The organism is Kitasatospora sp. NPDC034533 (genome assembly GCF_055575155.1).
Genome location: NZ_JBVITE010000015.1, coordinates 23,248 through 47,392 on the forward strand (window position 1 = coordinate 23,248; position 24,145 = coordinate 47,392).

At 71.1% G+C, this 24,145-nt stretch carries 27 protein-coding genes; 14 read left to right on the forward strand and 13 right to left on the reverse strand.

The features are described 5' to 3' along the window. Nucleotides 1–64: 64 nt before the first annotated feature. From ACZ55U_RS13560 to ACZ55U_RS13570, 3 genes are read left to right on the forward strand one after another with little or no spacing between them, the layout of a single operon-like run. Entirely contained in the window at nt 65–862 is a 798-nt protein-coding gene (locus tag ACZ55U_RS13560) for an SPDY domain-containing protein (RefSeq protein ID WP_465525754.1), read from the forward strand. Between the two features lie 14 nt (nt 863–876). Next, complete coding sequence (locus tag ACZ55U_RS13565; RefSeq protein WP_465525756.1) at nt 877–1,725, forward strand: SPDY domain-containing protein; 849 nt, start codon at nt 877–879, stop codon at nt 1,723–1,725. A gap of 24 nt (nt 1,726–1,749) precedes the next feature. After that, entirely contained in the window at nt 1,750–2,235 is a 486-nt protein-coding gene (locus tag ACZ55U_RS13570) for a hypothetical protein (protein ID WP_465525758.1), read from the forward strand. A gap of 7 nt (nt 2,236–2,242) precedes the next feature. On the opposite strand, the gene ACZ55U_RS13575 is transcribed toward ACZ55U_RS13570, so the two are convergent. Next, nucleotides 2,243–2,506, reverse strand: coding sequence for a hypothetical protein (locus ACZ55U_RS13575; protein WP_465525760.1), 264 nt, complete (start codon nt 2,504–2,506; stop codon nt 2,243–2,245). A gap of 140 nt (nt 2,507–2,646) precedes the next feature. On the opposite strand from ACZ55U_RS13575, the gene ACZ55U_RS13580 reads away from it, so the two are divergent. Together ACZ55U_RS13580 and ACZ55U_RS13585 are read left to right on the forward strand one after the other, a co-directional pair. Next, entirely contained in the window at nt 2,647–3,048 is a 402-nt protein-coding gene (locus ACZ55U_RS13580) for an SPDY domain-containing protein (RefSeq protein WP_465525762.1), read from the forward strand. A 26-nt stretch (nt 3,049–3,074) separates the two neighbouring features. Continuing rightward, nucleotides 3,075–3,419 carry a hypothetical protein gene (locus ACZ55U_RS13585; RefSeq protein ID WP_465525764.1) on the forward strand — a complete coding sequence of 115 codons (345 nt, stop codon included), beginning with the start codon at nt 3,075–3,077 and terminating at the stop codon, nt 3,417–3,419. Between the two features lie 121 nt (nt 3,420–3,540). On the opposite strand, the gene ACZ55U_RS13590 is transcribed toward ACZ55U_RS13585, so the two are convergent. Beyond that, entirely contained in the window at nt 3,541–3,870 is a 330-nt protein-coding gene (locus tag ACZ55U_RS13590) for a hypothetical protein (protein WP_465525766.1), read from the reverse strand. Between the two features lie 89 nt (nt 3,871–3,959). Here ACZ55U_RS13590 and ACZ55U_RS13595 point away from each other — a divergent pair, with 89 nt between their 5' ends. Together ACZ55U_RS13595 and ACZ55U_RS13600 are read left to right on the forward strand one after the other, a co-directional pair. Further along, the gene (locus ACZ55U_RS13595) at nt 3,960–4,172 is read left to right on the forward strand and encodes a hypothetical protein (protein ID WP_465525768.1); all 213 of its coding nucleotides are present in this window, start codon (nt 3,960–3,962) and stop codon (nt 4,170–4,172) included. Between the two features lie 96 nt (nt 4,173–4,268). Next, on the forward strand, nt 4,269–4,910 hold the full coding sequence (locus ACZ55U_RS13600) for a hypothetical protein (RefSeq protein WP_465525770.1): 642 nt from the start codon (nt 4,269–4,271) through the stop codon (nt 4,908–4,910). Nucleotides 4,911–5,502: 592 nt separating this feature from the next. On the opposite strand, the gene ACZ55U_RS13605 is transcribed toward ACZ55U_RS13600, so the two are convergent. The 10 genes from ACZ55U_RS13605 to ACZ55U_RS13650 all read right to left on the reverse strand — a co-directional run bounded on the left by ACZ55U_RS13605 (nt 5,503) and on the right by ACZ55U_RS13650 (nt 14,425). Further along, on the reverse strand, nt 5,503–7,332 hold the full coding sequence (locus tag ACZ55U_RS13605; RefSeq protein ID WP_465525772.1) for an ATP-dependent nuclease: 1,830 nt from the start codon (nt 7,330–7,332) through the stop codon (nt 5,503–5,505). 224 nt (nt 7,333–7,556) lie between these two features. Further along, a complete protein-coding gene (locus tag ACZ55U_RS13610; RefSeq protein ID WP_465525774.1) occupies nt 7,557–7,946 on the reverse strand; it encodes a hypothetical protein in 390 nt (129 codons plus the stop codon). 91 nt (nt 7,947–8,037) lie between these two features. Next, complete coding sequence (locus ACZ55U_RS13615; protein WP_465525776.1) at nt 8,038–9,786, reverse strand: relaxase/mobilization nuclease domain-containing protein; 1,749 nt, start codon at nt 9,784–9,786, stop codon at nt 8,038–8,040. Then, nucleotides 9,783–10,208: a MobC family plasmid mobilization relaxosome protein gene (locus ACZ55U_RS13620; protein WP_465525778.1), complete on the reverse strand. Its 426-nt coding sequence runs from the start codon at nt 10,206–10,208 to the stop codon at nt 9,783–9,785. The genes ACZ55U_RS13615 and ACZ55U_RS13620 overlap by 4 nt, the downstream gene beginning before the upstream one ends. A 179-nt stretch (nt 10,209–10,387) precedes the next feature. Beyond that, a complete protein-coding gene (locus ACZ55U_RS13625; RefSeq protein WP_465525780.1) occupies nt 10,388–10,612 on the reverse strand; it encodes a hypothetical protein in 225 nt (74 codons plus the stop codon). A gap of 83 nt (nt 10,613–10,695) precedes the next feature. After that, nucleotides 10,696–11,679: a DUF2637 domain-containing protein gene (locus ACZ55U_RS13630; RefSeq protein WP_465525782.1), complete on the reverse strand. Its 984-nt coding sequence runs from the start codon at nt 11,677–11,679 to the stop codon at nt 10,696–10,698. After that, nucleotides 11,676–12,248 (reverse strand): WhiB family transcriptional regulator, encoded by a 573-nt coding sequence (locus tag ACZ55U_RS13635; protein ID WP_465525784.1) that lies wholly within the window; start codon nt 12,246–12,248, stop codon nt 11,676–11,678. Before ACZ55U_RS13635 ends, ACZ55U_RS13630 begins: the two co-directional genes overlap by 4 nt. 116 nt (nt 12,249–12,364) lie before the next feature. After that, nucleotides 12,365–13,072: an ATP-binding protein gene (locus ACZ55U_RS13640; protein WP_465525786.1), complete on the reverse strand. Its 708-nt coding sequence runs from the start codon at nt 13,070–13,072 to the stop codon at nt 12,365–12,367. Then, a complete protein-coding gene (locus ACZ55U_RS13645; protein ID WP_465525788.1) occupies nt 13,072–14,100 on the reverse strand; it encodes a hypothetical protein in 1,029 nt (342 codons plus the stop codon). Before ACZ55U_RS13645 ends, ACZ55U_RS13640 begins: the two co-directional genes overlap by 1 nt. A 1-nt stretch (nt 14,101) precedes the next feature. Further along, nucleotides 14,102–14,425: a transcriptional regulator gene (locus tag ACZ55U_RS13650; protein ID WP_465525790.1), complete on the reverse strand. Its 324-nt coding sequence runs from the start codon at nt 14,423–14,425 to the stop codon at nt 14,102–14,104. A gap of 899 nt (nt 14,426–15,324) precedes the next feature. Between ACZ55U_RS13650 and ACZ55U_RS13655 the strand changes: the two genes are divergently transcribed. From ACZ55U_RS13655 to ACZ55U_RS13665, 3 genes are all read left to right on the forward strand, one after another. Continuing rightward, a complete protein-coding gene (locus ACZ55U_RS13655) occupies nt 15,325–16,272 on the forward strand; it encodes a quinone oxidoreductase family protein (protein ID WP_465525792.1) in 948 nt (315 codons plus the stop codon). A 109-nt stretch (nt 16,273–16,381) separates the two neighbouring features. Further along, nucleotides 16,382–17,236 carry an IclR family transcriptional regulator gene (locus ACZ55U_RS13660; protein WP_465525794.1) on the forward strand — a complete coding sequence of 285 codons (855 nt, stop codon included), beginning with the start codon at nt 16,382–16,384 and terminating at the stop codon, nt 17,234–17,236. A 176-nt stretch (nt 17,237–17,412) separates the two neighbouring features. Continuing rightward, on the forward strand, nt 17,413–19,203 hold the full coding sequence (locus ACZ55U_RS13665) for a prolyl oligopeptidase family serine peptidase (RefSeq protein ID WP_465525796.1): 1,791 nt from the start codon (nt 17,413–17,415) through the stop codon (nt 19,201–19,203). On the opposite strand, the gene ACZ55U_RS13670 is transcribed toward ACZ55U_RS13665, so the two are convergent. Next, a complete protein-coding gene (locus ACZ55U_RS13670) occupies nt 19,181–20,491 on the reverse strand; it encodes a helix-turn-helix transcriptional regulator (RefSeq protein ID WP_465525799.1) in 1,311 nt (436 codons plus the stop codon). The two genes, ACZ55U_RS13665 and ACZ55U_RS13670, sit on opposite strands and share 23 nt — an antisense overlap. Nucleotides 20,492–21,377: 886 nt before the next feature. Here ACZ55U_RS13670 and queC point away from each other — a divergent pair. The 4 genes from queC (at nt 21,378) to ACZ55U_RS13690 (ending at nt 24,145) form a co-directional block, all read left to right on the forward strand. Continuing rightward, nucleotides 21,378–22,094 carry a 7-cyano-7-deazaguanine synthase QueC gene (queC, locus tag ACZ55U_RS13675; RefSeq protein ID WP_465525801.1) on the forward strand — a complete coding sequence of 239 codons (717 nt, stop codon included), beginning with the start codon at nt 21,378–21,380 and terminating at the stop codon, nt 22,092–22,094. Beyond that, complete coding sequence (locus tag ACZ55U_RS13680; protein WP_465525803.1) at nt 22,091–22,492, forward strand: 6-pyruvoyl trahydropterin synthase family protein; 402 nt, start codon at nt 22,091–22,093, stop codon at nt 22,490–22,492. Before queC ends, ACZ55U_RS13680 begins: the two co-directional genes overlap by 4 nt. Next, complete coding sequence (locus ACZ55U_RS13685; protein WP_465525805.1) at nt 22,489–23,202, forward strand: 7-carboxy-7-deazaguanine synthase QueE; 714 nt, start codon at nt 22,489–22,491, stop codon at nt 23,200–23,202. The genes ACZ55U_RS13680 and ACZ55U_RS13685 overlap by 4 nt, the downstream gene beginning before the upstream one ends. A 160-nt stretch (nt 23,203–23,362) precedes the next feature. After that, nucleotides 23,363–24,145: an RNA-directed DNA polymerase gene (locus tag ACZ55U_RS13690; RefSeq protein WP_465525807.1), complete on the forward strand. Its 783-nt coding sequence runs from the start codon at nt 23,363–23,365 to the stop codon at nt 24,143–24,145.

Sequence of the window (24,145 nt, forward strand, 5' to 3'; positions counted from 1 at the left end):
CCCCCGCGCCCGCACCCCACCGACGGCGTGCGGGCCCGCCCCCACCGCGTTCAGGATCCTCCCGGTGCTCTCCACCTCCCCCTTGCTCGTCCACCCGCTCCGCCTCGCCGGCCCCGGCGACCGACGGCTCATCACCGACACGCTCGACGCCGCCCCCGGCTGGAGCCGAGACCGCTCGCCCGACGGAGCACTCCGCTACACCAGCCCCTGCCGAACCACCGTCATCACCGGTGAACCCGCGACCGGCCACCCTGGCGCCTGGACCGTCCACGGCTACCGCTCGCCCGGCACCGCCCCACTGTGGCGTGCGTCGTTCGCGCCCGGCACGCCCGCCGAGATCACCGCCGCCTTCACGACCACCCTCGTCCACGGCCTGCGCAGCGGGCACCGCGACTACCTGCGCGGAGGCCCCCACCACCTCCCGGCCACCCCCGCCTCCGTCCTCGCCGACCGCGGCTGGCGGCCCGACCAGAGCACCCCGGGCTTCCACGACCAGGTCGCACCCGACCTCACCGCCGTCTACCGGCACCGCATCGGCCACCAGCCGCCCGACGCCGAGGCCACCGGCCGGACCCCGCCGGCCTGGAGCATGCTCGCCGGAAACCTGCGAAACCCCTCCTGGCGTGCGGACTTCACCACCGGCGTGCCCTTCTACCCCCTCGTCCGCGCCACCCTCCTCTTCAGCTCGCCCGCGCCCGTGGAGCGGCGGCGCTGCGACATCCCCGTCCACCACCTCCCTCACCTCACCGCCCGGCCGCCCTCCGAAGCCGCGGACGCCCGCCCGGCACCTCGCAGTCGGCCGGCCGCACCCGCCATCCCGTCCGCCGCCCGGCCCGCACCCACTACGGTGCGCCGCCGCTGACCCTGGACGATCCGATGCCGCACACCCCCGAGAAGCCCCGCGAGTACCGGGTCACCCCCCGCTACCTCGCCAACGGGGACGCCAACGGCTCCCCGGCCATCCAGCGCCTCCTGGACGCCGGTTGGGCCCTCGGCAGGGACGAGCTGGCGAACACCTTCGTCACCGCGCCGGACCTGCGGGCCCGCCTGGCCTTCCTGCCCGAGGGCGAGGACTCGACGCTGTGGAAGATCAGCGCGAGGCCGGACGCCTTCGCCCCGCCGCAGTGGCTGGTCACCTTCGACGACCGCACCCCGCCCGAGGTCGTCGAGGACTTCACCGCCGCGCTCGCCGACGCCTACGCACAGGGCCCCGAGGCCTACCTGGGTGACGGCGGCCGAACCTCCGGAGCCGACACCGCCCTCCGGCTCCTGGCCGACGGCTGGCGTCTGAACCCCACCACCCCGTTCCTGAGCTACCAGTCGCCCGACCGCCTCATCCAGCTCCACCGGCGGGACAACCCGCTGCGGCACGAAGCCGAGATGGCCGGCGACACCGAGCGCTGGCTGTTCGAGGTCGGCCCGCCCCGCGGCGTCTGGTACGCCACCGTCTCCTCGCGCCTGCCCGAGCACCTGCTCCAGACCCTCACCACCGCCGTCGCCGACCCGGTACCGGTCAACCGGTACCTGCGGCGCGTCGACCTGGAGCACCTGCCCGCCGTCGCGACCGCGACCCCGACGGCGCCGAGCCCCCTGGAGGTGGCGCGCGTCGGGGCGGCTACCTCCCGCTCGCTCTCCGTTCCCCGCACCGCGCCGTCCGCGCTCGCCTACAGCACCACCACCCGCCCTCCGGCGCTCCCGGCCGCCTCTGCCGGACGCTCCCGCTGACCACCCGCGCCTCAAAGGAACCCCGTGCCCGACGCCACCGCCCTGGAGCTCGCCGACGCGATGATCGAGAAGGCCTGGGGCCGGCCGATCACCGAACTGGAGAAGGCCGCGACCCGCCACCCCGTCGAGGATCCCCTGCTGCGCGCGGCCATGCACAGCCGCGGCTACCTCACGGTGGTCTCCAACTCCGTTGCCGTGCACCAAGAACGGCTGCACGCCCTCACCCGTCCCGGTCACGTCCCCGCCTTCTACGACCTCGACCGGATCACGGAATCGGCGAGCACCCTGCGGACCGCCCATGCCGAGAGCAACACCACCTTGCAGGCGATCCGCCACGTCGTCGACGCCCGCGAACTCGCCCTGCAAACTCAGAACGGTCCCGGCACCGAGCGCGTGAAGGCCGCCACCGCGCGCAGCACGCATGCTCCGCGTCCGGTGAGTCTTCCCGCGGAACGGCCCGCCCCGCCGACCGCAGCCGCTCCAGCCGCCTCGGCCGCGAACCGGCGGTAGCGGACGGTCAGTTCACGTCCTGGTCGTGGTGGGCGCCCGGGTCGGCGGCGCCCACCACGCGGGCCAGTTCCTCCAGCGTCAGCTCCACGCGCCGGCCGTCCGCCAGCCGGGCCTGCGCCGCCTCGTCCTGTGCCCGCTCGGCACGGCTCGCCGTGTTCACGGCCCACTGGCCGTCGGCGATCACGGCGATGTCGCCCCTCGTCCACGCCCGGCCCGCACTGCGGATCTTGCGCTCCAGCGCCGCCATGTCTCGGCCTCTGCTCGGCTCCAACGCCGTCCCCCTTCAGACCTGCGTACGGCGTCTCGCCGTAACCCTTCTTCAGCACCGGGCCCCGCCGATCCATTCCCGGGCCGGTTCGCCCACGGCAGACCGGTCGTTACCGGAAACGACTACGGGCTTCGGTACATCGCATGTCAACGTACTCATGTCGCCGAAACCGCAGGTCAACGAAGGGACCCGGCCCCATAAGCACGTCCACCAACCTCCTGCCCACCCCCATCCGCCCCGCCGTCCAGGAGCGCGGCTGGCTCTCCCCCGACCACGGTGCGGAGCCGGTGCTCTCCCTGCTCGACGGCCTCGGCTGGACCATCGTGGACACCCCCGAGGCCAACCTTCACTGCACCAGCCCGGACGGGCGGGTCTACGTCGGCTGGCTGCCCGAGGTCCCGGGCGCGTGGCAGCGCGGCATCGTCTGGCGCGTCCACGTCCGGCCCGCCGATGCCGCCGCCTGGAGCCAGGAGTTCGGCACCCATACGCCTTCCGAAGCCGTCGCCGGGTTCCTCGCCGCGCTCGCCGCCAACCCGTCCCGATAGACCAACACCACCGACCGGAGCACTACTTGACCACACCCCGACTGGACCACATCGTCGCCCACGGCACCCCCCGCACCGGCCTCGGGCTCGCCCTCGACGACCCGCGCATCGCCTGTGCCGACGGCTTCTGCCTCTCGGTGCTCGCCCCTGACCCCGCCGAGACGTACCTGCTGCCCGCCCGGACGCTCGAAGTCGGCTTCCCGACTCGGCGGCCCGAGCCCTGGAGCCGCTGGCGGTCCTACCTCGAACCGGCCGCCGACGAGGACGGCCCCACGGAGTCCGTGTACCTGTACGTCCCCGCCGCCCTGGTCCGGGAGCTGATCGAGGCCCACGGCGGCGAAGCCCGGCTCCTCCCCCGCCAGCGCTCCTGACGCCGTGTCCCTCCCGGCCGGGTCGGCCACCTTCGCGCTCGGCCGCCTGGCCACCGACGGCCTGGTGGTGCGCGAAGCCGAGGGCGGGCCGCTGGCCCTGCAGTCCTACCGCCTCGCCTGATCACCTGCCCCCGAGGGAGGCAGCACGAATACCCATCACGTCGACTTCCACCCTGTCGTCGTCACCGCCACCACCGAGCACCGCGGGAGCCGCCGCATCCTCGCCAGCCCCCATCTGCGGATCGTACGCGCCGACCAGGTCCTCCCCGACGACCTGATCGTCTCCGCCTTCCAGCCCGCCGGTCCCCACCGCTTCCGCCGCACCGACTACTTCGCCTCCAGCCCCTACCCGGCCCGCCCCGGGCTCTACAACCCGGACTGCGGCTGCGGCGTCTGCTGTCTCCCCGACGTCCAAGGCCCGGACGGCACCGTCGTCCTCACCACCGGCCAACCGTGGGACACCTGCGATCCGTGGCCCGCCGACGACCTCGTCCTCATCCGCCCCAACTCCCCGCCGACCATCGCCCCGAGGAAACGCCCGTGCCCCAGAACCTGACCGTCGCCCACCTGATCGCCCAGCTCCAGGACCTCGACCCGGGCCTGACCGTCCGGCTCGCAGTGAACCCGGACTGGCCGTTCTCGCACCTGCCGGCCGCCACCGTCCTCGTGCACAACGACATCGTCTACCTGCCCGAGGACGGCCAGGAGGGCTACCTGCCCACCGCCGTCCGCGAAGAACTCGCCTGGGCCTGAACCACCCGACCGAAGGAGAACCGCATCCCCACCCCCGATCGCCCGGACCTCCCCCGACCGCTCGACCACCTCGCCCTGCGGCCCATGCCGCCGGGGATGAGCGGAGCCCTCGTCCACAGCATCCCCGCCTCGCCCGACCAGCCGATCAAGGTCTCCTGGATCCCCGACCCCGCACCCCGGCTGCCGCTCGGCCGCATCCGACTCCGGTGGGAACCAGCCATCGGAGCCGGCTGGGACGTCACCGCCCACCTCGGCCTCGCAACCACTGAGGTGCACCTGGCCACTTGGACCGCCGCCACCGACGACTGGCCCCGCCTCGTCCGCCCCACCCTGCGGGAGGTCACCGCGCTGTGCTCCGCCCTCGCCGTCGCCACCGCCGCGCTCCGCGTCGCGGTCTCCTCACCACCCGCGGTCGCATGCCCTTCCCATTCAGACGCAGCGAGAGCGGCCTCCCCCGTATCTGGTTCGTCCTCCACCTGCCCCCAGTCGACCGACGAAGAAGGGGCAGCCGAGGAACAAGAGCTCTGGGGCTACCGCGAGGTAGCAGCGCATCTGGGCATCAACCTTCGCGCCGTTCACGCCCGACGCGCGCGTGGTTCCCTACCTGCTCCTGACGACACGAGCGTTCCTGACCGCCCCCGCTGGAAGGCGAGCACGTTCCAGAGCTGGAAGCCCCGAGGCCAGGGCTATCGCCGTGACCTCCAGAACGCTCCGACCGACGACGAAACCACCGATTGACCAGGCAGGTACCCAGCCACTCCCGGTGCTCGTCCAGCCCGTTCAGCCTCGACCGCCGCTCCCATTCAGCACTTGGCGCCTCACCGAGCATACGAGCAGCAGTACAGAGGACCGCCACCATTCGGAGGCGGTCCTCTCACCGTCCGGCCCACTCCCAGTCGATGTCGACGGGCGTCCCTCCGGAGGCCACGGCACGCCGAGCAGCACCAACAGCGGGAGGAGCTCCGTTAGCGCAAGGCGTTGCTCTTGATCGCTATGCGATGACACCGGCAACCTTCGGTGGCCGGCCAGGCAGGCGCGGATGTTCGGCCAGTGGCCTCCGAAGTACCCACACAGCAGAGTGTCAGTGGTGCAGGAAAGAATGCAGGCAGAGAGGAGGAGAGATGACTTCCGAGCAAGGCTCCTTGCATGACACCTTCCCTGCCCCTAACGGGTGCCGTTGGTGCGGCATCAACGAGCGATCCCATGCACGGCAATGGGTGGAGGAGGCAGGCTGGCATGCCTGGACCACCCCGACCAGCGAACAGCGCAAAGCAAGGATGAAGGCCCGACGTGTCGCCCAGCTCGAGCAGACCATGCAGTCCGGAAACGATCAGCCTGCCATCGACCGCAAAGCCGCAAACTCCTCCCTGAGCTGCGGCGGCACATCCGACGGAGAGAGCAAGGATGTCGCCAGCTCGTAAACCATTTCAGGCTTCCCGCCAGGACTTGCACTTGCTTGCTCCTGGATCATCTCCAAGATGCCCTTGCTGAACTTTCTGCCATCACGATGGGCCTTGAAGTCCGCGGCTTCCCAAGGCAGCTGGCCTTCAGGACGAGGCCACTTGTTGTTGGCTACCCGGGCCCACTGCTCGTCCTCGAAGATCTCCTCGAGTTCGTTGAGGCCCTTCGCCTCACCCACGAACGACACCTGCGTCGCCGGGTCGAGACCGTACCAGCGCAGCTTGTCCTCCCGGAAGAACTTGGCGACGTTACGGCTGTCAGCGTCGACGAGCAATCTGACAGTACGACGCTGGCTGGCCAGATACCGGGCGAGATGAAGAGCCCCCTCGTTGTTGTTGCAGGCCCACAGGGCAATACCCGCAGCCTGCAGCGACAGACCTTCCGAGAGGCGGAAAAGCACGGGGATGGCCTGCTGTTCAGTGGGGCCCTCCACGGCGAGGAAGCAACGCTCGTGGAGCAGGACTGAATTGCGCAAGCCCAGCGCGGAAGCGATCTTCCCGAGGTGCACGTCGATGCCTTCGTGCGTGTCCTCGGCAAGGCGTTCCATGACGGTACGCCCAGCCTCGAGTCTCAGGTGGACAACGTCAGCGATGTCAACCCCGTCGATGAGGTTCATCGAATGAGTAGCGACGATGACCTTGACCGAGTCCGTCGCGCACTGGCGACGGATAAGGTCCATCACCGTCCGCTGGTGGCTGTAGTCCAGGTGTGTATCGGGTTCGTCGTAGGCGACGATCGTCTGGACGGGTGGGGTGTCATCCTCACTGGGCTGGGGGTCTTCCAGAAGCTTGCTCGTCCATTCCCAAACGGCGAGGGCGATCCGGCGGTTGCTTCCGCGCCCGGACCTGGAAAGGTCGACACGCTCGCCGCGGGACCGGGAGATGTGCAGATGAGCGTGCTTGAAACCGTGAGAGAACGAGATCTCCGGTTCCACTGAGACGTCCACGAGGTCGGGGCAATGCGATTTGATGTGCTCACACAAATCGGCGGCATCAGCCTTGACCGAGGTTGTCACCTCGGACTCGATCTTCCGCAGCCGCTTCTGCAACCCATCGTCGCCGAGATGGGTTCGGTAGCTTCCGTCCAACGCCGTGTGAATGGCCCGGTCCGGGCTCTCGTCCTTCCCGCTGAACGGCAGCAGTCTCGGAAGCCGTCGTACGAGTTGATTCGGAAGTACGATCCACTCCCAGGCCTGGGCCGACTGGTCCGCGTGTGCGACCAGTGCGGCTTGCAGGTCGGCCTTCACACCCTTGCCTTCAGCGTGCAAGCCGAAGGTTTCCATCAACTCTTTCAGCTCCGAGACGAGCAAGGATCCGACGTCCCGAAGCCTGGGATCGGCCGGGATCCGGGCCCAGTATTCGAGCACAGGCGCAGCGTCGCCCTCGACGCGGCGGCGGATCCTCAACTCGGGCGGAAAGCCCATCGCCTGTTCCGAGCTGTCCAGCGCAAAACTTCCCTCTACCCATGTCAAGGCACAGCGACCCGGCATAGCGGCGGAGGCGTCGAGTCCGTGCGTGGTTTCGTAGGTCCGATCCTGTTCGGTCAGACGGTACCCGCCGAGGAGAAAATCGAGAGCGGCGAGCACTGCACTCTTGCCGCCATCATTGTGGCCGGCAAGGATCGTCGGCGCGCTGACAGGAATGTTCTCAACCAATGTCAGCGAGCGGAACCCACTGATGGAGAAGTCCTTCAGATGCACAGTTTCAGCCGCTCCGCTCTCCCCTGCCGCCACTCCGTCCCGCAGGCAGCACCAGCCCACGGGGGGACGCAACTGACGTCACCTCCGCCGCAGACGACCATCGTAGGCTCATCGGCACGACGCCCGTGCCCGGGTAGCGGCGTAACACCAAGCTGGGGCTCGAGGCCTCGATGAAGCGCGGACCCCGTGCAGGACCACGATTTGGGACTGGCGAGACATCAAGATCATTCCAGGTAGAGCCCGGCGAAGAGGCCGTCGAACCCCAGGACGGTGCGTGCCTCGTCGAGGGTGCGGTAGTGCGTCCAGGATGGGTCGGCGATCATCGCGTCGAAGTCCCGGCGGGTGATCTCGGGTTCCAGCCACTCCTCGCCGCAGCGGCAACCGATCCAGACGTGGCGTCGGTGGTTGACCAGCAGCCAGTCCCGGCACGCCCGGCACTTCGGGCAGATGACAGGCATACCGCGGAGCGCCAGTTCGGTGGGGCACTTCACGAGGCGAACCGCGTCCGGGCCGCTCGGCGGTCGGCTGTCGGACTCCAGCTGCCGGAGGGGGTCGGCAGCCGGGGTGGTGGTCGGGCTCGGGGTGCTGGTGGTGCACTCATCGGTTCTGGTCACGGGCTCTCCGTTCGGTGCTCGGATTCTTGCGTAACACCTGGTGGGGCCGGGTGTCGAGGGGGTTTGTGCCCGACGGGCTGGGCTGGCGGGGTCAGCGACGCGGGGTCGGACGGTGCGAGTCGGTCGCGGGCCGGGTCGGTGCCGACGGGGCGGGGCGTTGTGCGGGGCGGCCCGGCTTCGCGCCGTTCCTGGTGGTTGCCGGAGCCTGGTGCGGGGGCTGGGAGCTCGCAGGAAGGTCGGCTATGCGGCGGATGCGCCAGACCAGGACGTCGTCGCGGTTTCGGGCGGTGTCAAGTTCGCGCCAGGAGGAAGCTTCCTCCAACAGCGCCTTCGGGTCGTGGCCGGCCTGCTCGGCTTCGGCGAGGACCGCAGCCAGGGCATCGTGGTTGAGGCCCTGTACCGACGGCCGCCGGTCGCTGCCGAGGACGGTGTGGATGGTGGTGTCGTGGCGGCGGCGCTCGGCCGTGGGTAGAGCGCGGCCCGCCGCCCGCATCGTGCGCATCGGAGAGGCGGCGGCCCGCTGGTAGGCGGCGCGCAGGTGGTCGGTGGCCTGGCGGGCGGCAGCGGCCTGCTGGGCGTGGCCGCGGGCGGAGTGCCAGCGGGCGGCGGCCAGGGTGACCAGGACGAGGGTGGACAGGACCATGGCGGTGGCGCCGCCGTCCTCGCCGCGGCCGAGGGCGCTGCCGGCGTGGACGATTCCGCGGGCTGCGGAGCGTAGGGCGCGGATGTCGGCGGTCTCGGCGCGGACGTGGCTGCGGGTGGCGCGTTCGAAGGCGCGGGCGGCGTCTCGGAGTTCGGTCCGGGCGGCAGCCGGGGAGGTCTGGGCGAGGGCGTCGAGGAGTTCTCCGGCGCCGACGAGTTGGGCGGCGGCTTCGTCGTCGTCCTGGTCGAGGACGGCGAGGGTGTACTCGGCGATGCCGGCGGCATCCCGACGGCCATGGGCGGGAGCGGAGCGGGCGGTGCGGGCCGGGCGATCGTCCGGTTCCGGGGTTGCGGTGACGGGGGCGGTGTCGAGGCGGCGGCGGATTCGGGGCAGGGAGAGGTCAGGGGCGAGTTTGGACCCGGGGAACCAAATGGGCTCGCCGGCACGGTTGCGGTCGCCGGGCAGAGCCACGTTGTAGCCGAGGACGTCGCCGGAGGGGGCGTGGCGCAGCTTCACCCGAAGGCCGGCTTCGCGCAGGCGGGTGAAGAACTCCTGCTCGTTGTCGGCTCCGGCGACGGCTTGGCGGACGGCTTCGCGCAGGGTTTCGCGTGGGGGCTCGGTGCGGCCGGTGCGTTCGGCCTTGAAGTGCTCCTGGCTGGTGGGGTTCTTGGCGGCGGTGCCGTCGCCGGGGTTGAGCCGGCGCAGGCCGTACTCCTTCTCGATGAGGCGGGCTTCGGCCTGGGCCTTGCGCTTGTCGAAGGAGACGTTGGCGAGGCGGCCGTCCTGGCGGACGAGGGTGGCGGCGATGTGGATGTGGTCGTCGGCGTGGCGGACGGCGACCCAGCGGCAGGCGGCGGTGTCGCCCTCGGGGGCGATGCCGGTGGCGTGGACGATGCGCCGGGCGATGGTGGCCCACTCGGCGTCGTCGAGGTGCCGGTCGCCGGGGGCGGTTCGGAGCGAGCAGTGCCAGATCCGGGTGGCCGGTGCCCGCCGGCCGAGGGCCTTGACCGGCTGGTCGAGCTGGTTGGCGAGCTTGGCGACCTGGTGGCGCTCCGGGTTGGGGCCCGGGTCGGGCGCGAAGCCGTTCCAGGAGGCGACGAGGTGCTGGTCGGTGTGCTCCTCGTGCTTGCCGGGGCCGAAGAGGTAGTCGATGAGGGGGAAGGCGCGGTCGGTGCCGGTGCGGATCTTGGGGATCACCGGCGGATGAGCCAGTCGACGGCGTCGTCGACCGCGTCGATGGAGGCTTCGACGCGGGCCAGGAGCTGGCGGAGCTCGGCGCCCGGCTGGCCGCCGGCGTTCACGTAGTGGGCGAGCTGGTTGAGGTTGTTGCCCACGGCGCCGAGCTGGCGGTTGGACTCCATGAGTTCCTGGATGCCGCGCCGGTAGTCGGCGACGGCAGCGCTGGGGTCGCTGCTGGCGGCGGCAGCCACCGCGGCGGCAGCGGTGTAGCCGCCGGGGGCGAGGTCGGCTCGGGCGGCGGCGCACTGGAGGAGAGCCCACTCGGGGTCGCTGAAGCGGGGACAGACGCGGTTGGCGCGCGGCACGCTCTGGCGAAGGCGTCGGCGCGGCGTGGCGCGGGCGGCGGTCGGCTGTTGCTCCTCCTCCCCCGTGGTCGGCACCCCTGGGCCGACTTCCCGGTCGGCGGCAGGCCCCCCTGGGTCTGCCGCCGACCGGGATGCCTGCGCTCCGTTCGGGGCGCAGGCGGGGTAAGGACTCCTTACCCCACAACTTGCTCCGCCAGGAGCCCTGTTGCGGTCGCTCTCCGGTCCAGGGGTGGTGCTGTCCTGGGCGGCGGCGGTCATCGGCTGGCCTCGGTGCCGCGCTGGCGAATGTCGAGGAGGAGCTCCTCGATGAAGTCGAGGGCGAGGACGGGGTGGTGGAGGGTCCAGGGGCGGGAGTGCTGGCCACGCTGGACGCTGCGGGCGCCGTCCGGGCCGGTTTCGACGCGGTGGAGGTGGCCGCGCCGGGTGAGGACGGCAAGCCAGGCGTCCGCCTCGGCCCAGGTCGCGGGGGCGGTGCGCATGGTGGGGTGCTCCCGTTCGACGGTGACGCGGGTGGGTGACCGGCCGGGGTGACCTGGTCGGTCACCCCGGCGCTTGGTGTCGGTCAGTTCCGGTCGGCGGTGACCGGCTGACCGTGCTGTTCGCGCAGCTGGGCCATCAGGTGGGTCAGGGTCGCGCTGGACAGCGGTATCTGCTGACCCCGGATCGCCTCGGCGACCACCCGGCGGGTCAGCTTGTCCTCCTCCCTGACCGCCTGCCGGGCGATCTTCAGCAGGTCCTCGGTGTCCAGGTCAGGGCGGCGGTCACCGTCCCGGTCGGTGACCGGAGAGGCGGTGACCGGCGGCTCGACCTGCGGTCGGTCAGTGACCGCCCGGACGGTGTCCGGGTGACCGCCCAGGTCAGAGCGCTTGGTCAGGCTGACCGCGCTCACCGGGGTCGGCTGCGGCTTCGGCGTCGGGGCGGTGACCGGGCGGCTGACCGGCTGACCGGGGGCGGGGCGACCGGCTCCGTCCTGACCGGCGGTCAGCACCGCCAGCCGCTCGGTCAGTGCGACCTCCTCGGTGGTGACCTGTCCGGGGTCAGGGGTGACCTGACCGGGGTCGGCCTCGGCCGGCCGGTCGCCGTGACCGCCCCGGCCATTGGGGCCGACCGGTCCGCGGGCGATGAGGATGTAGAGGTGGACGGCTCCGGCCAGGGCGAGCGGGGCGATGGTGGACAGCACCGCGACCACCGTGTCGCCCAGCCGAAGGCCCGAGGTGGCGTTCTGCTCGTTCAGCCGGACGGCGTGCAGGGCGTTGGCCCACAGGCTCGTCCCGGTGGCCGCACCGAAGAGCGTCCACACGTAGGTCCGGGCCCTCAGCGGTGCCGTGCGCAGAACGAGCAGGGCGCGCACTCCGTAGGCGATGAAGCCGTCGACGATGATCGGGAAGAGGTAGGTGAGGAGGCCCCTCACGTGGATGGCGATGGCCATCTGCTGCAGCGCGTCGTAGGAGAGCGCGCAGCCGGCGGCACCGAGGGCGATGACGACCGCCCGGTCCCAGCCGGTGACGTGAGCGGCGGTCGGGTTGGTCGTGGTGGCGGTGCTCATGCGGCCGTCCCGAAGGCGTCGCGGACCAGCTGCTCGGTGCCGGCAGCGCCGGTGCCGGCCGAGGCGGTGCGGGCGGCTTCCTCGGCAATCTGCCGGTGGCGGATGGCTCGGCGGGTTTCGCGGTAGAGCTTGAGGGCGTGCTCTTCGGTGACCTTGAGGAGCCAGGCGAGGCGTTCGACGGGGACGTCCTGGCGGTATCCGGCGAGGACGACAGCCCGGCGTTCGGCACGGGTGAGGTGGATGTCGCGTCCGGCGAGGGTGTCGTTGACGCGGCTGTAGTCGAGGCGGTCGTTGATCTTGACGTGCAGGGGTTCGCGTTCCTCCTCGGTGAGGCCGCCCCGGATGCCGTGGGTGTCGCCGGCTTCGAGGGCGGCGTCCAGGCAGGCGCGGGCGACGGGGCACTGGGCGCACAGGGCCTTGGCCGTGGCGATCCTGTCGGCGTCCTCCGGCCCGGGGAAGAAGGTCTCCGGGTCGACGGGGTTGTACTCGCTCGGGGTGCAGACGGCCTGGTCCTGCCAGGTCTGGTCGCCGAGCGCGCGATGGCGGGCAGGGCGGGTCGTGGTGGTCATGCGGGTGTGCTCCGATCGCTCTCCGCGCGCGAGGTCGGCGTCGGCGGAGAGGTGCGCTGGGTCGGTGGAGGTCGGGCGGCTCGCCGTGATTGCGGGCGGCCGGGCGCGGCGGCGGCTCAGGCGGCGCGCTGGAGGCGTCTGCGGTCGACCGGCTCGAAGGCCACCCGAGTGGTCATCTGGGCGAGCCGGGAGGTGACACGGTCACCGAGGCAGGTGCGCAGGTCCTTGATCGGCAGGTTGGTGGTGATCAGGGTCGGGAGCAGGCTGTTGTAGCGGCGGTTGATCAGCCGGTAGGTCTGCTCCTCGACGAACTCCGAGCTCTTGGCGGCGCCGAGGTCGTCCAGGAGCAGCAGCGGCACCCGGCTGTAAGCGGCGAGGACCCGCTCGGCGTCGGTGTCCGAGCTGGGCCGGAGTTCGGCGTAGAGGTCGGCGGCGGTGGTGGCGCGCCAGCGCACGCCGATGCCGGCTTGGACGAGGGCGCGCACGGCGCCGTACGCCTCGTGGGTCTTGCCCGCGCCGACGACCCCGGCCATCAGCAGGCTGGGGCCGGTGGCGACCTGGCGGCGAGCACCGAGGCTCGGCGGGGCGGCCTGGGCGGCCACCTGCCGCACCCAGGCGAGGACCTGGGGGTGCTGGGCGAGCGCGTCGCGGTAGCGCGGCGGCAGCCCGGCGGACAGGGCTTGCTCCGGCGAGTATGGCTCCGGCTCGTCCGGGAGGGCGTCGACCGTGTGCTGGTCGATGCCTCGGGCGGCGAGGATGCGGGCCATCCGGTCGAGCACCGAGGGGGCGTCGGCGAGGGTCTGCGGGTCGCGGTGGGTGCGCATCACAGCTCCTCGGCGTAGGCGGCGACGGCGTCGACCGGGTTGGTCCACGCCTGATAGGCGGGCACGTTAGGCCGGGATCCCGGCCTGGCCAAACCGGCGCCTCGTGCGTTCATGGCGTCGTTGACCAGGCTCGGCAGCCGGGACGGATGGCCCTGGATCTCGGCGAACCGGCGCAGCCCGGCGCGGACGTGGTCGGCGGTGATGCCCTCGTCCAGCAGGCTCTTGACGACCTTGCCGAGGTGGCCGAGCACGCTGCCCGGCGGGCGCTCGGCGCAGGCGGCGACGTACTCGCCGATCAGCTGGCCGGCCGAGACAGTGTCCGCGACGGGCGCCTGGCGCCCCGTAGGGAAAGAAGATCCAGGATCCAAGATCCTAGATCCAGGCGCCGAGCCCTCGTCGAGGGTTCGGCGAACCTTCGGGGAGGCTTCGCCGAATGCCGTCTGACCTGCGGCTTTCCGGGGAGCAGGAACCGGCTTGCGCTCGGCGTCGACCGCCTGGTCCACCGCTTCGGCGGCGGCCGCCGGGGAGGGCTCGCTCGGCGGGTGGAGGGCTGGCGGAGGATTCGCCGAGGTCTCGGCGAATCCTCCGGGAGTGCTCGCGTCCGCCTCGATCGCGGCTCCCGGGGCGTCGGCGAGGGCGGCCCGCTGGATGCAGGGGCCCTTGCAGACGCCGCACCGCTCCGGCTCGCAGTGCGGGCACGCGGGCAGCCGGGACAGGCTCGGCTTGTCGATCTTCTGGTGCTTGCGCCAGGTCGGGTAGTGGAAGTACCGGCGGCCGTCGCAGCCGGTGTACCGGCATACCGCGCCGACCGAGGCGAGCTGCTGGAGGTGGTTCTCGACCTCCGTGCGGTTGATCTCGTCGCGCATCGGCCAGATGAGGCCGTAGACGATTGCCGCGTTGTCGCGGTGGCGACCGTGGTCGTCGGCGTGGTTGGTCATGCCGAGGAAGGTGACCATCGCCGGGATGGAGACCTCGGACAGCGTTTCGGAGACCCAGGTCTCGGGCTTGACGGACCGTATTCGCGCCATGTCAGCGCCCCCGAACCGGGCTGTCCGTACGGACGGCGAGCTGCCCGTCGACTAGGTCGAGGATGTGCGGGCGCGACCAGTCGGCGTCCGGGAAGGCCCGGACGATCCACCGCGCGACGACCCTTCGGGCGACCGGGCTCAGCCGGATCGGACGGCCGGCGGCGTCGGTCGCCCGGGCGTAGGCGTGCGGCCACTGGGTCACCGGGTCGGTGAAGCCGACGGTGACCGCGGCGGCACCCGGGATCATGTCCGCGAGCTTGGCGGCGAGGCGCGGCCGTGCGTCCGTGTCCGGGCAGGCCAGGGTTCCGCTGGGTGCGGCGGGCATGCAATACTCCCTGCTTCGTAGGAGCGCGCGCGGCGGTCCTCGTGCGAAGAAGTCCCGCTGCGCGCGTGGTAGTGAATCGACACCCCTCGGGGCGTCGGGTCCGGCGTCCAGGAGTTGGTAGCTCCAGGACGCCGGTCTCATGTGGGGGTCCGCAGGGCCGGCGCTCAGCCGCCCACCCTCCCCTGGCCGCAGGCTGACCGTGCGGCGGGAGCAGCACCATAGGGGCAACGCGGCCGACAGATCCATCCCGTCTTCGGTACGCGGTCGGGGGCACCGGAAGAGGTCGCGGGAAGCCGGGCTCCATCCGTGACAGTCAGTGCCCGGAAGCGGCCGCCGTTCCCAGGTCTTCGGCAGCCAAGGTCACCGTACGTACGGACCCGGCGGGCCGCCCGAGCTCACGCGCGGTAACTCCGACCCGGGTTGCGCAGCCGATGGGCATCGGCCTTCCCGGTCCCCAATCCCGACCGGGAACAGCTGAAGCTCCATTACCTAATTCCCCATCAAACAAGTAGCCCGCGATTGCGGCGACAGGGAGACATTAAGTAGCGGCCCGGACGCCGGTCAACAATTCAAGGGTATCTACGCGAGAAGACCGAAGGCTTTTTCGGAGACTGAGAAATGATCTTCCCCTGGGGGCGGCGGCAACACTCCGCAAGCAGAGCGCCCAGTTGCACGTAGCAAAATTCCCCCGAGCGCTCACAGTGAGCAAGCACCCCAGTATCAATACTCAGCGTCACGTGACGAATACCACGCGCCGAATAATTCCACGCCAGCAGCGGACTTGACCCCTATATGCGCGACCGAATCCGATGCTCAGCGGCGGGTATATTCGCTGTCCGAGCGACCCATCAGCGGGAACTCATCGACAATCCGACATGCAATACTTGGGGCTGAAAAAGATGCGCGCAATAGCCGTCCGGGAGTTCGGCGGCCCGGAGGTCCTGGAGCCCACTGAACTGCCCGAACCGGAGAGCCGCCCCGGCCACCTTCGCCTCCGTACCCGGCTCGCCGGCGTCAACTACGCCGACGTCCACCTGCGCGAAGGGTCGTACCCCGCGCCCATGCCCGCCCCATTCGTCCCGGGCAACGAGGTGCTCGGCATCGCCGAGGACGGGCGCCGCTACATCGCGCTCAGCCGCGGCGGCGGCTATGCCGAGACCGCGGTCGTCCACCGGAAGCTCGCCTTCGAGGTGCCGGACGGCATCGCCGACCACGACGCCGTCGCGCTCACGCTCCAGGGCAACACCGCCTGGCACCTCCTTTTCACCGACCTGCGGGTCACCGCCGTGGACACCGTCCTCGTCCCGGCCGCAGCAGGCGGCGTCGGCTCCCTTGCCGTCCAGCTCGCCAAGCACGCCGGCGCCAAGGTCGTCGCCATGGCCTCCAGCGAGGAGAAGCGCCGGATCGCCACGGAGCTGGGCGCGGACGCCGTCGTCGACTCCTCCACCACCGAGGACCTCACCGCGCGGATCCTCGACGCCGCCGGCGGCCACATCACCGCCGCGATGGAGATGACCGGCGGCGACGTCGTCCACGCCACCCTCTCCGCCCTCACCCCGCGCGGACGCCTCGCCGTCTTCGGCTCGGTGACCGGCGCCAACGGCCTCGTACCCATCACCAGCCTGCTCGCCGGGTCGAAGGCGGTCAGCGGCTTCTGGCTGCCGAACCTCTACCCGTCCCGCACCCACCTCAACGACTCGATGTCCGCACTGTTCACGGCGGTCACCGAAGGCTGGCTCAAGCCGCTCAACGGCCCGGTGTACAAGCTCGGCCAGGCCCGCCAGGCCCACCACGACCTCGCCGCCCGCCGTACCACCGGCAAGATCGTCCTTGACGTCGACCGCTGATCGGCCACCCGTCCGGTCCTCCTCCCGTGCACCCGCCCTCAGCGGGTTACCGCGGAACGTCCCCCTCGCGTCGTCGCCGGACGACGCGACGATCCCCCGGAAGCCGAACATGACGAGCACCACCACGCCCGCGCCCGACACGACACCCACGCAGCATCAGGTCGACGCACCGAGCAAGCCGCCGTCCTCGCTCGCGGCCCGCGCCTTCGCCGTCCAGCGGGCCTTCACCCAGCTCTCCGGCGAGGTGCACTCGCTGCGCGCCATCGCCGCCACCGCCGGGCTGGACGACGCCACGACCCATCGGATCCTCAAGACCGGTGTCACCGACGGCGTCTTCGAGCAGATCGGCCGCGGCCGCTACCGCCTCGGGACCGGCACCGCCCGCGCCGGCGTCCAGGCCATGGCCCACTCCCCCAGCGCCGCGTCCACCCACACGATCCTCGAACGCCTCCACGCCTCCACCGGCGGTCTCGCCCTGCTCTACGTGCTCTCCCCCTTCGGCGGCGCGAAGCGTCTGTGCACCGACTACGTCATCGGCGACATCGACCCCGCCGAAGTCGGCATGTCCGCCGAGGACGTCGTCTCCGTCTCGCGCTCCCTGCGCACCGGCGCCTCCGGGCGGGTCATCCTCGCCCACCTGCCCCGGACCATCCAGGACCTGGTGCTCGCCGAGGAGGTCCCGCCGACCGCCGGCCCCGGCGTGATCCGCGACAACGACGCGCTCAACGCGTCCCTCGACGAGATCCGCAGGCTCGGCTTCGGGGTCGGCCGCCAGGAGTGCATGCCCGGCTGGGACTCCGTCTCCGCCCCGGTCCTGTGGCACGACTCCATCATGGGCTCCGTCCTCCTCCTCCGGCGCTCCGCCGAAATGCCCGCCGACCTCCGCCCGTTGATCTACCACACCCGCAAGGCGGCCGAGAGCATCAGCGAGCTGACCACGAGCCCGATCGCGGCCGCCATGTAGCCCGCGGTTGCCGATCAGCCCAGCGCTGTCGCCTGTGGACGGAACCGGGCGGCAGCGCTGAGGTTTTCGGGATGTGTCTCTGCCCCTCACCGAATTCGGACCGGGCGCCTGGGGGTCGTGTATCGGCCACCCAGCAGCGGTGGCACTTACCGGCTTGATTCGGCAGGATCCCTTCCATGAGCTCTCAGGGCAGCGGGCTGGCACCCGCTTGGGTAGCGCGCAAGGTCGTCGCGTACGACGAACTCCAGGCCGTGGCAGGCTCGCTGTGGTGGCTGCAGTCCGACCCCGACCACGGCGGGGTCCGGCGCGTGATGTGTTCGGAGCGCACCGGCAAGACCTTCGCGGTGACGCCATCCGATTTCGCAGTCGGGAGTGAGTTCCACGCCTACGGTGGCGGTAGCTTCGCCGTGGTCCAGAACGGCTTGTGGTTCGTCAGTGACGACGGTTCCCTCTTCCACCAACCGCTCGGCCGCGCACCGGGCAGGACCCTGCCCGTGCGCGGCTCCGAACACTACGGGGACCTCGCTCCGGGCCCGGACGGCAAAGTACTCGCAGTTCGTAGCGACGGCGCTGCCGACGAGATCATCGCTGTGTCGCCAGCCGGAGACCTCAAGGTCCTGGTTCGCTCCTCCGGGTTCCTCTCCTGCCCTCGGCTCGCAGAAGACACCCTGGCCTACCTGGAGTGGGGCCGGGACCAGATGCCCTGGGACAGCTGCCGCCTCCTGCTGGCCGACATCCGTTCCGGCCGCTCCGGAGCGGGTCGGGTCGTCGCAGGCGGCTCCTCGGAGTCCGTGGTCCAGCCGTCCTGGGGGCCGGACGGACTGCTGTACTTCATGTCCGACCGAACGGGTTGGTGGAACCTCTACCGGCTTCGCGACGACACGGTGACGCCGGTCCTGCCCACCGATGCGGACTGCGCGCCGGCCCCTTGGGAAGCGGGCTACCAGTCGTACGGCTTCGCCCCCGACGGCACCGTCGTGCTGACCGTACTGAACGGGTTCTCCACCGAACTCGTCGCCGTCGATCCCGCCGGTGGTCAACGCCGGCTCGGCCCGAACCTCACCTCGGTGAAGCCGTACATCGCGGTCGACGACGGGCAGCTCGCCGTGATCGGTTCCACACCGTCGGCCGCCCCGGGCCTGTGGTCACTCGACCTCACAGCGCAAGCCGACGCCCTGGCAACCCCGGTGTGCGCCCGGTCAGGGGCCGTTCCGCCTTGGGTGCCTGTCCCGCCGTCAGTCGGCACGGCACCGGGTGCGGACGGTCGTGTCCGCTTCCTGCTGCACCAGCCTGCTGGAACAACGGCGCCCGTGCCGCTTCTGGTGCGGGCGCACCCCGGTCCGACGGACGATGTGCCCCTACGGCTGGACTGGACGACCCAGTTCTTCGTCAGCCACGGCTTCGCCGTCGCCGAGGTCCTCTACCGGGGCAGCACCGGCCGGGGCCGCGCCTTCCGACAGGTGCTGCACGGCCATTGGGGCGAGTACGAGGTCGAGGACTGCGCCGCCGTGGCCGAGCACCTGCTCTCGACCGGCGCGGCACTGCCCGGGGCGATGTTCATCAGCGGAGCGAGCGCCGGCGGGTACACGGCGCTCCAGGCGGCGAGTCGTCCGGGGCCGTTCACCGGTGCGACGGCCACCTCGGCGATCATCGACCCCGCACGGTGGGAGCTGTCCGTCCCGGAGTTCCAGCGCCCCCACGCGGCCGCCCTCCGCGGGCCTGCCGGAGCCGTTACGCCGGAACGGATCCGTTGCCCCGTGCTGGTGATCCACGGAACCGCCGACACGATCACGTCCGCCGAGGAGGCGATGCAGTTCGCCCAGGACCTGGCCGCCCTCGGCGGTGACCACGACAGCCTGTTCCTGGAGGACGGCGACCACTACCTGTCGGTACCCTCCGACCTGGAACAGGCCCTCCGCGCCGAGCTCGACTTCTACCGCCGTCTCATGAGCCGCCCGGGAGTGTGACGGCCATGCCGTCGGCCTCGGGCAGCACGGCCCGGGTGAACTCGCGAAGCTCCCGGGCCGGGGCGTAGTCGGCATGGACCCGCAGGTCGGCCAGGACACCGGCCACCCGCTCGACACACCGGCCCGACCCGGTCCTGGCCGCGTAGGCGACGGCGTCCCGGCCCGCCGCGCACGCCCTGTCCAGGTCCCCGGTGCGCAGCCAGGTAGCGGCGAGCAGAGCGGCGTCGATCGCCCGCCGGCGGACCCTGTCCTCCCCCACGCCGCTGAGCGCCTCTGCGAGTTGGCTCCTCGCGGCCGGGGCACGACCGAGGTCGTGGAGGCAGTGGGCCACCTCGTCCGCGAGGTAGGCGTGGTTGAAGTAGCGGATCCAGGTGGGCTCGTCCTGGTGGTCAACTGTGCCGAGCAGCTTCTCGGCCTGGATGATCAGCTCTGTCGCCTCGGCCTCCCTGCTCATCCTGGCGTTCGCGCGGGCCACGACAGCGGTGATGGCTGCCCGGGTCCCCGGGCTCGCGGCGGTCCCAGCCGCCGCCTGGGCCGAGGCTGCCCAGCGCAGGGCGGTCTCTGGCTCTCCGCAGTGCAGCGCGAGGTGCCCGAGGTTCACCGCCACGAGGTAGGCGCTGTACGCCTGATCGTTGGTCACGGCCGTCAGGGTGAGCGCGCGCCGGTAGTAGGCCTGGGCCTGGTCGGGGTCTCCGGTGTCGACGGCCTGGTATCCCGCGAGCTCGCAGAACCCTGCTGTGACCCTCGCCCGCCGACGAGCGACCGGCTCGTTCGCGACCGGGCGGCGGAGAAGCGCTTCGAGTTCGTTGTCGATGTAGGAGATGACCTGTCGCTGGTAGTGCCGAGCCCCGTGCGTGTGGTCGAGTTGGCGGAACAGGCCGAGCATTCCCTCGGCGGCGGCGAGGTCGGACTCGGTCACCGGCAGCACCAACGTGGTCGCCTCGGTCGGTGAGCTGATGGACAGCCAGTCGGAGACCAAACCGCTCACCTGCGCCAAAGGCGGCCGTACGGGCGTCGCCTCCTCCTCGCCCCGGCTGTGTTGGCTCGCCGCTTGTGCTCGGCCGTCGCCCTTCTCTGGAACAGCGGGCGGCGCACCGACTGCCGCCGATCCTCCGGGGAGCAGGGACCGCAACTCGGTCGCGGAGACCTTCAGCAACCTCGCGAGCTTCGGCATCTGCCACGGCTGCGGCGTCGCCGTGCCCTTCTCCCAACGGTGGACGGTTGTGCGGTCGACGTCCATCAGCGCGGCCAACCGCTCCTGGGTGTAGCCGGCGGCCCTGCGCTGCACGGCAAGCCCTCCCCATCGTGCCATCGCGCTCTCCCCAAGAATTCCAGGTACACCAACAGTGCAGGTCATCAGCGCCTTTTCAACATCACTGCCGCACGTTGCCACAAGTCTGCACTGTTCCACCGGGGTTGGCAGGTGCTTCCGTATGAGCCCCCAAGGATTTCGCACCTTGGATCGGGGTCCTCCCTACGCACTGCCGCAGGGCCCGCCGCACCTGGGCGTCGGCAGGCTCTCCGGCCGTACTCGGGCGGCGCCCCCGTCAGGCTCAACAGCTCTCCAGGCAAGGAAGCCGATGACCACGATCCTCTCCCCTCCGACCGGCCTCGTGCCCGCTCCCCAGCCAGGCGCACCGTCGGGGGCTTCGGCGGATCCGTCTGTCCCCGTTCCCTGCGACCGGCCCGGTCCTGACCTCAGCGGCACGCCCGTCCCGCGCCTCAGCGAGGAGGCGGCGACCACGAACTCGCTTCGGCAGCCGCCCGGTACGACCCCGAGGACAAGGAGCTCACAGGCCGGCGACCCCGCGGAGACATTCATGTGGACGCTGTGGCTGTTGGGAAACATCCTCGTGATCGCCCTCGTAGCGGTGCTCGTCAGCCACGAGCAAGACCACCGAGGCGCCGCACACGGAGCGTCCCCTGCCCGGTCCACGCCCGACTTCGAGGAGGCCTGACCCCGCCATCGCTGCGGGCCGTACATGGTGAATCGGATGCTTCGCGTCCGCACCCGCTTGCCCTCCTCGGCCCGTTCTCGCCAGGCACAAAGCTCTCCTTTCCGCACCGGTCTGAGCCCGTCCGTGATTCGTCGGCCCGCCGGCCAGGACCGTCACGGACGCACGGTGACCGGACTCACTCCGACCTCCGACAGCGGAGGACTACAAGGAAGACGTATGGAGATGACTGAACACGCTCCCCCGCAGCACGCGGTGGTGATCGCCTCCGGTGGGCTGGACAGCACCACCGTCGCCTACTGGCTCGCCGACAGCGGAACTCGACTCACGCTGCTCTCCTTCGACTACGGGCAGCGGCACCGGAAGGAGCTCGACTTCGCCCAGCAGGCCGCCGGCCGCCTGAACGCCCGCCACGAGGTCGTGGACCTGAGCGCTCTCGGCCGCCTGCTGACGGGCTCGGCGCTGACGGACTCGTCGGTCGAAGTGCCCGACGGCCACTACACCGCCGAGAGCATGCGCAGCACCGTGGTGCCGAACCGGAACGCGATCATGCTCTCGGTCGCGGTGGGTGCGGCGGTCGCCGCGGGGGCGGACGCGGTGGCGTTCGGTGCCCACGCCGGCGACCACACCGTCTACCCGGACTGCCGCACGGAGTTCTTCGACGCATTCGGCGAGGTGGCGCGGGTCGGCAACGAGGGCTTCATCGCCGAGGGCTTCCGGCTGCTGGCTCCGTTCATCGACCAGACGAAGGCGGACATCGTCAGGGTCGCCAGTCAGGTCGGTGTGCCGTTCGCGGACACCTGGTCGTGCTACCGCGGCGGCGAGCTGCACTGCGGGACATGCGGGACGTGCACCGAACGGATCGAGGCGTTCGTGCTCGCCGAGGTCGAGGACCCGACCGAGTACGCCGTCGCGCAGACCGGGGTGGCCCGATGAGCGGGGTCGTCGTTTCCGGCCGGCACCGGATCGGGAAGACGTTCCGGTTCGAGGCGGCCCACTCCCTGCCTGGCCTGCCGGAGGGGCACCAGTGCGCGCGGATGCACGGCCACTCCTACACGGTGGAGTTCGCCCTCACCGCCGACCGGCTGGTGCCGCCCGGGTTCGTCGCCGACTTCGGCGAGCTCGCCCCGGTGAAGACGCTGATCGACAGCACGCTCGACCACCGGGTGCTGAACGACGTCCTGTCGGTCGCCCCGACGTCGGAGAACCTCGCCGCCTGGCTGGCCGCCTGGTTCGTGGAGCACGTGGAGCCTTCGCTGCCGGGCCGGCTGGCGTCGGTGCGGGTTTCGGAAACGGCGAGCAGCTGGGCCGAGTTCGTGCTGGAGCAACGGTGAGCCTGTCCGGGGGTGAGGTCATCGGCGACAGGGGTCTGCTGGTGGCGGAGTGCTTCGGGCCGACGTTCCAGGGCGAGGGCCCGAGCGTCGGGCAGCAGTCCCTGTTCGTCCGGCTGTCGCGGTGCAACCTCCGCTGTCCGGGGTGCGACACCCCGGAGACGTGGGACTGGTCCCGATTCGACCCGCGGGAGGTGTCCACGCGGCACGGCGTCGAGGATCTGGCGGCGTGGGTAATGGCGCGCTCGCCGCGGCTGGTGGTAGTCACCGGCGGTGAGCCGCTGCTCCAGCAGCCCCAGCTCGTCGACCTGGTGCAGTTGCTGTCGGGCCGCCGGGTTGAGGTGGAGACGAACGGCACCGTCGTCCCGATGCCGGAGCTGGTCGAGTCGGTCGCGGGGTTCAACGTGTCGCCGAAGCTGGAGGCTTTCGCCGCGCCCGGAGACCGGCGCGTCGTCCCGGAGGCACTGGAGGCCTTGGCCGCCTGCGGCAAGGCCCGGTTCAAGTTCGTCGTGCACGAGGCCGGCCAGCTCGACGAAGTCGCCTCTCTGGTAGAGCAGTTCTCGCTTTCCGAGGTGTGGGTCATGCCGGAGGGAGCGAACAGCCGGGTGGTCCTGCGCAGGATGCGGGAGCTGGCGGACGAGGTACTGGAGCGGGGCTGGAACCTGACGCCGCGGCTGCACACGCTGATCTGGGAGGCCGAACGTGGCCGGTGAGAACAGCGAAGCGCCTGAACGGCGCGGTCGTTCCGGCTCCCCGAGGCCGCGCGTGTTGGGTAGCGGCCAAGTATGCGGTGCAGTGGGGAGCGGGATCCTGCATGCCGTCCAGGCACGACCTACTATAGCCAACTCCCGTCCTGCGCGCGCACATTCGCTGATGTCCTTCCTCGTCGAACCCCGACACCTGAAGGCCGCCGCACGGGCCTGCATGCGCCGCGCGGGGTCGCCGGGCGCCGACGGGATGAGCTGGGCGCAGTTCCGGCAGGGCATGGACGACCGGCTGGAGGCCCTGGCCGAGGAGCTTCGAACGGGTTCCTGGCGACCCGGCCCGCTGCGCGAGGTGGCGATCACCACCTACACCGGAAAGGCGATGCCCTCGGTGATCCCGACGGTCGCGGACCGGGTCGTCCAGCGGGCGATGCGGTCGGCGATCGAGCCGGTGCTGGAGCAGCGGGCGTTCGCCGACTGGGTCTCGGGCTACCGGGCTGGGCGGAACCGGATCACCGCGCTGCGCGACTCCGATCGGCACCTGCGCGAGGGGTTCCGGTGGGTGGCGGACGTGGACGTGCGGCGGGTGTCGGAGGGGTCGTGCGCGGCCGAGGTCACCGACTGGCTGGCCGAGCACGTGGCGGACGGTTCGTTCCTGCGGCTGTTCGAACGGGTGCTGGAGCCGTTGCCGTGTCCGCTCGTCCCAGGCACGGCGCTCGCGCCGCTGCTGATCAACCTACGGCTGTCGCGGGCGGACGCGAGGCTCGCGGGGCTGCGCACGGTGCGGTTCGCGGACAACTACTGCGTCTTCTGCGGCGGCGCCGAGCAGGCCGGAGAGGCCCTCGACACCATCACCGGGGCGCTGGCGCGCTGTGGGCTGCGGCCCAACCTCGCCAAGTCCAAGGTCTGGGCCGGCGTGAACGCCGAAGACCTGTTCCTGATCGCCGGATGA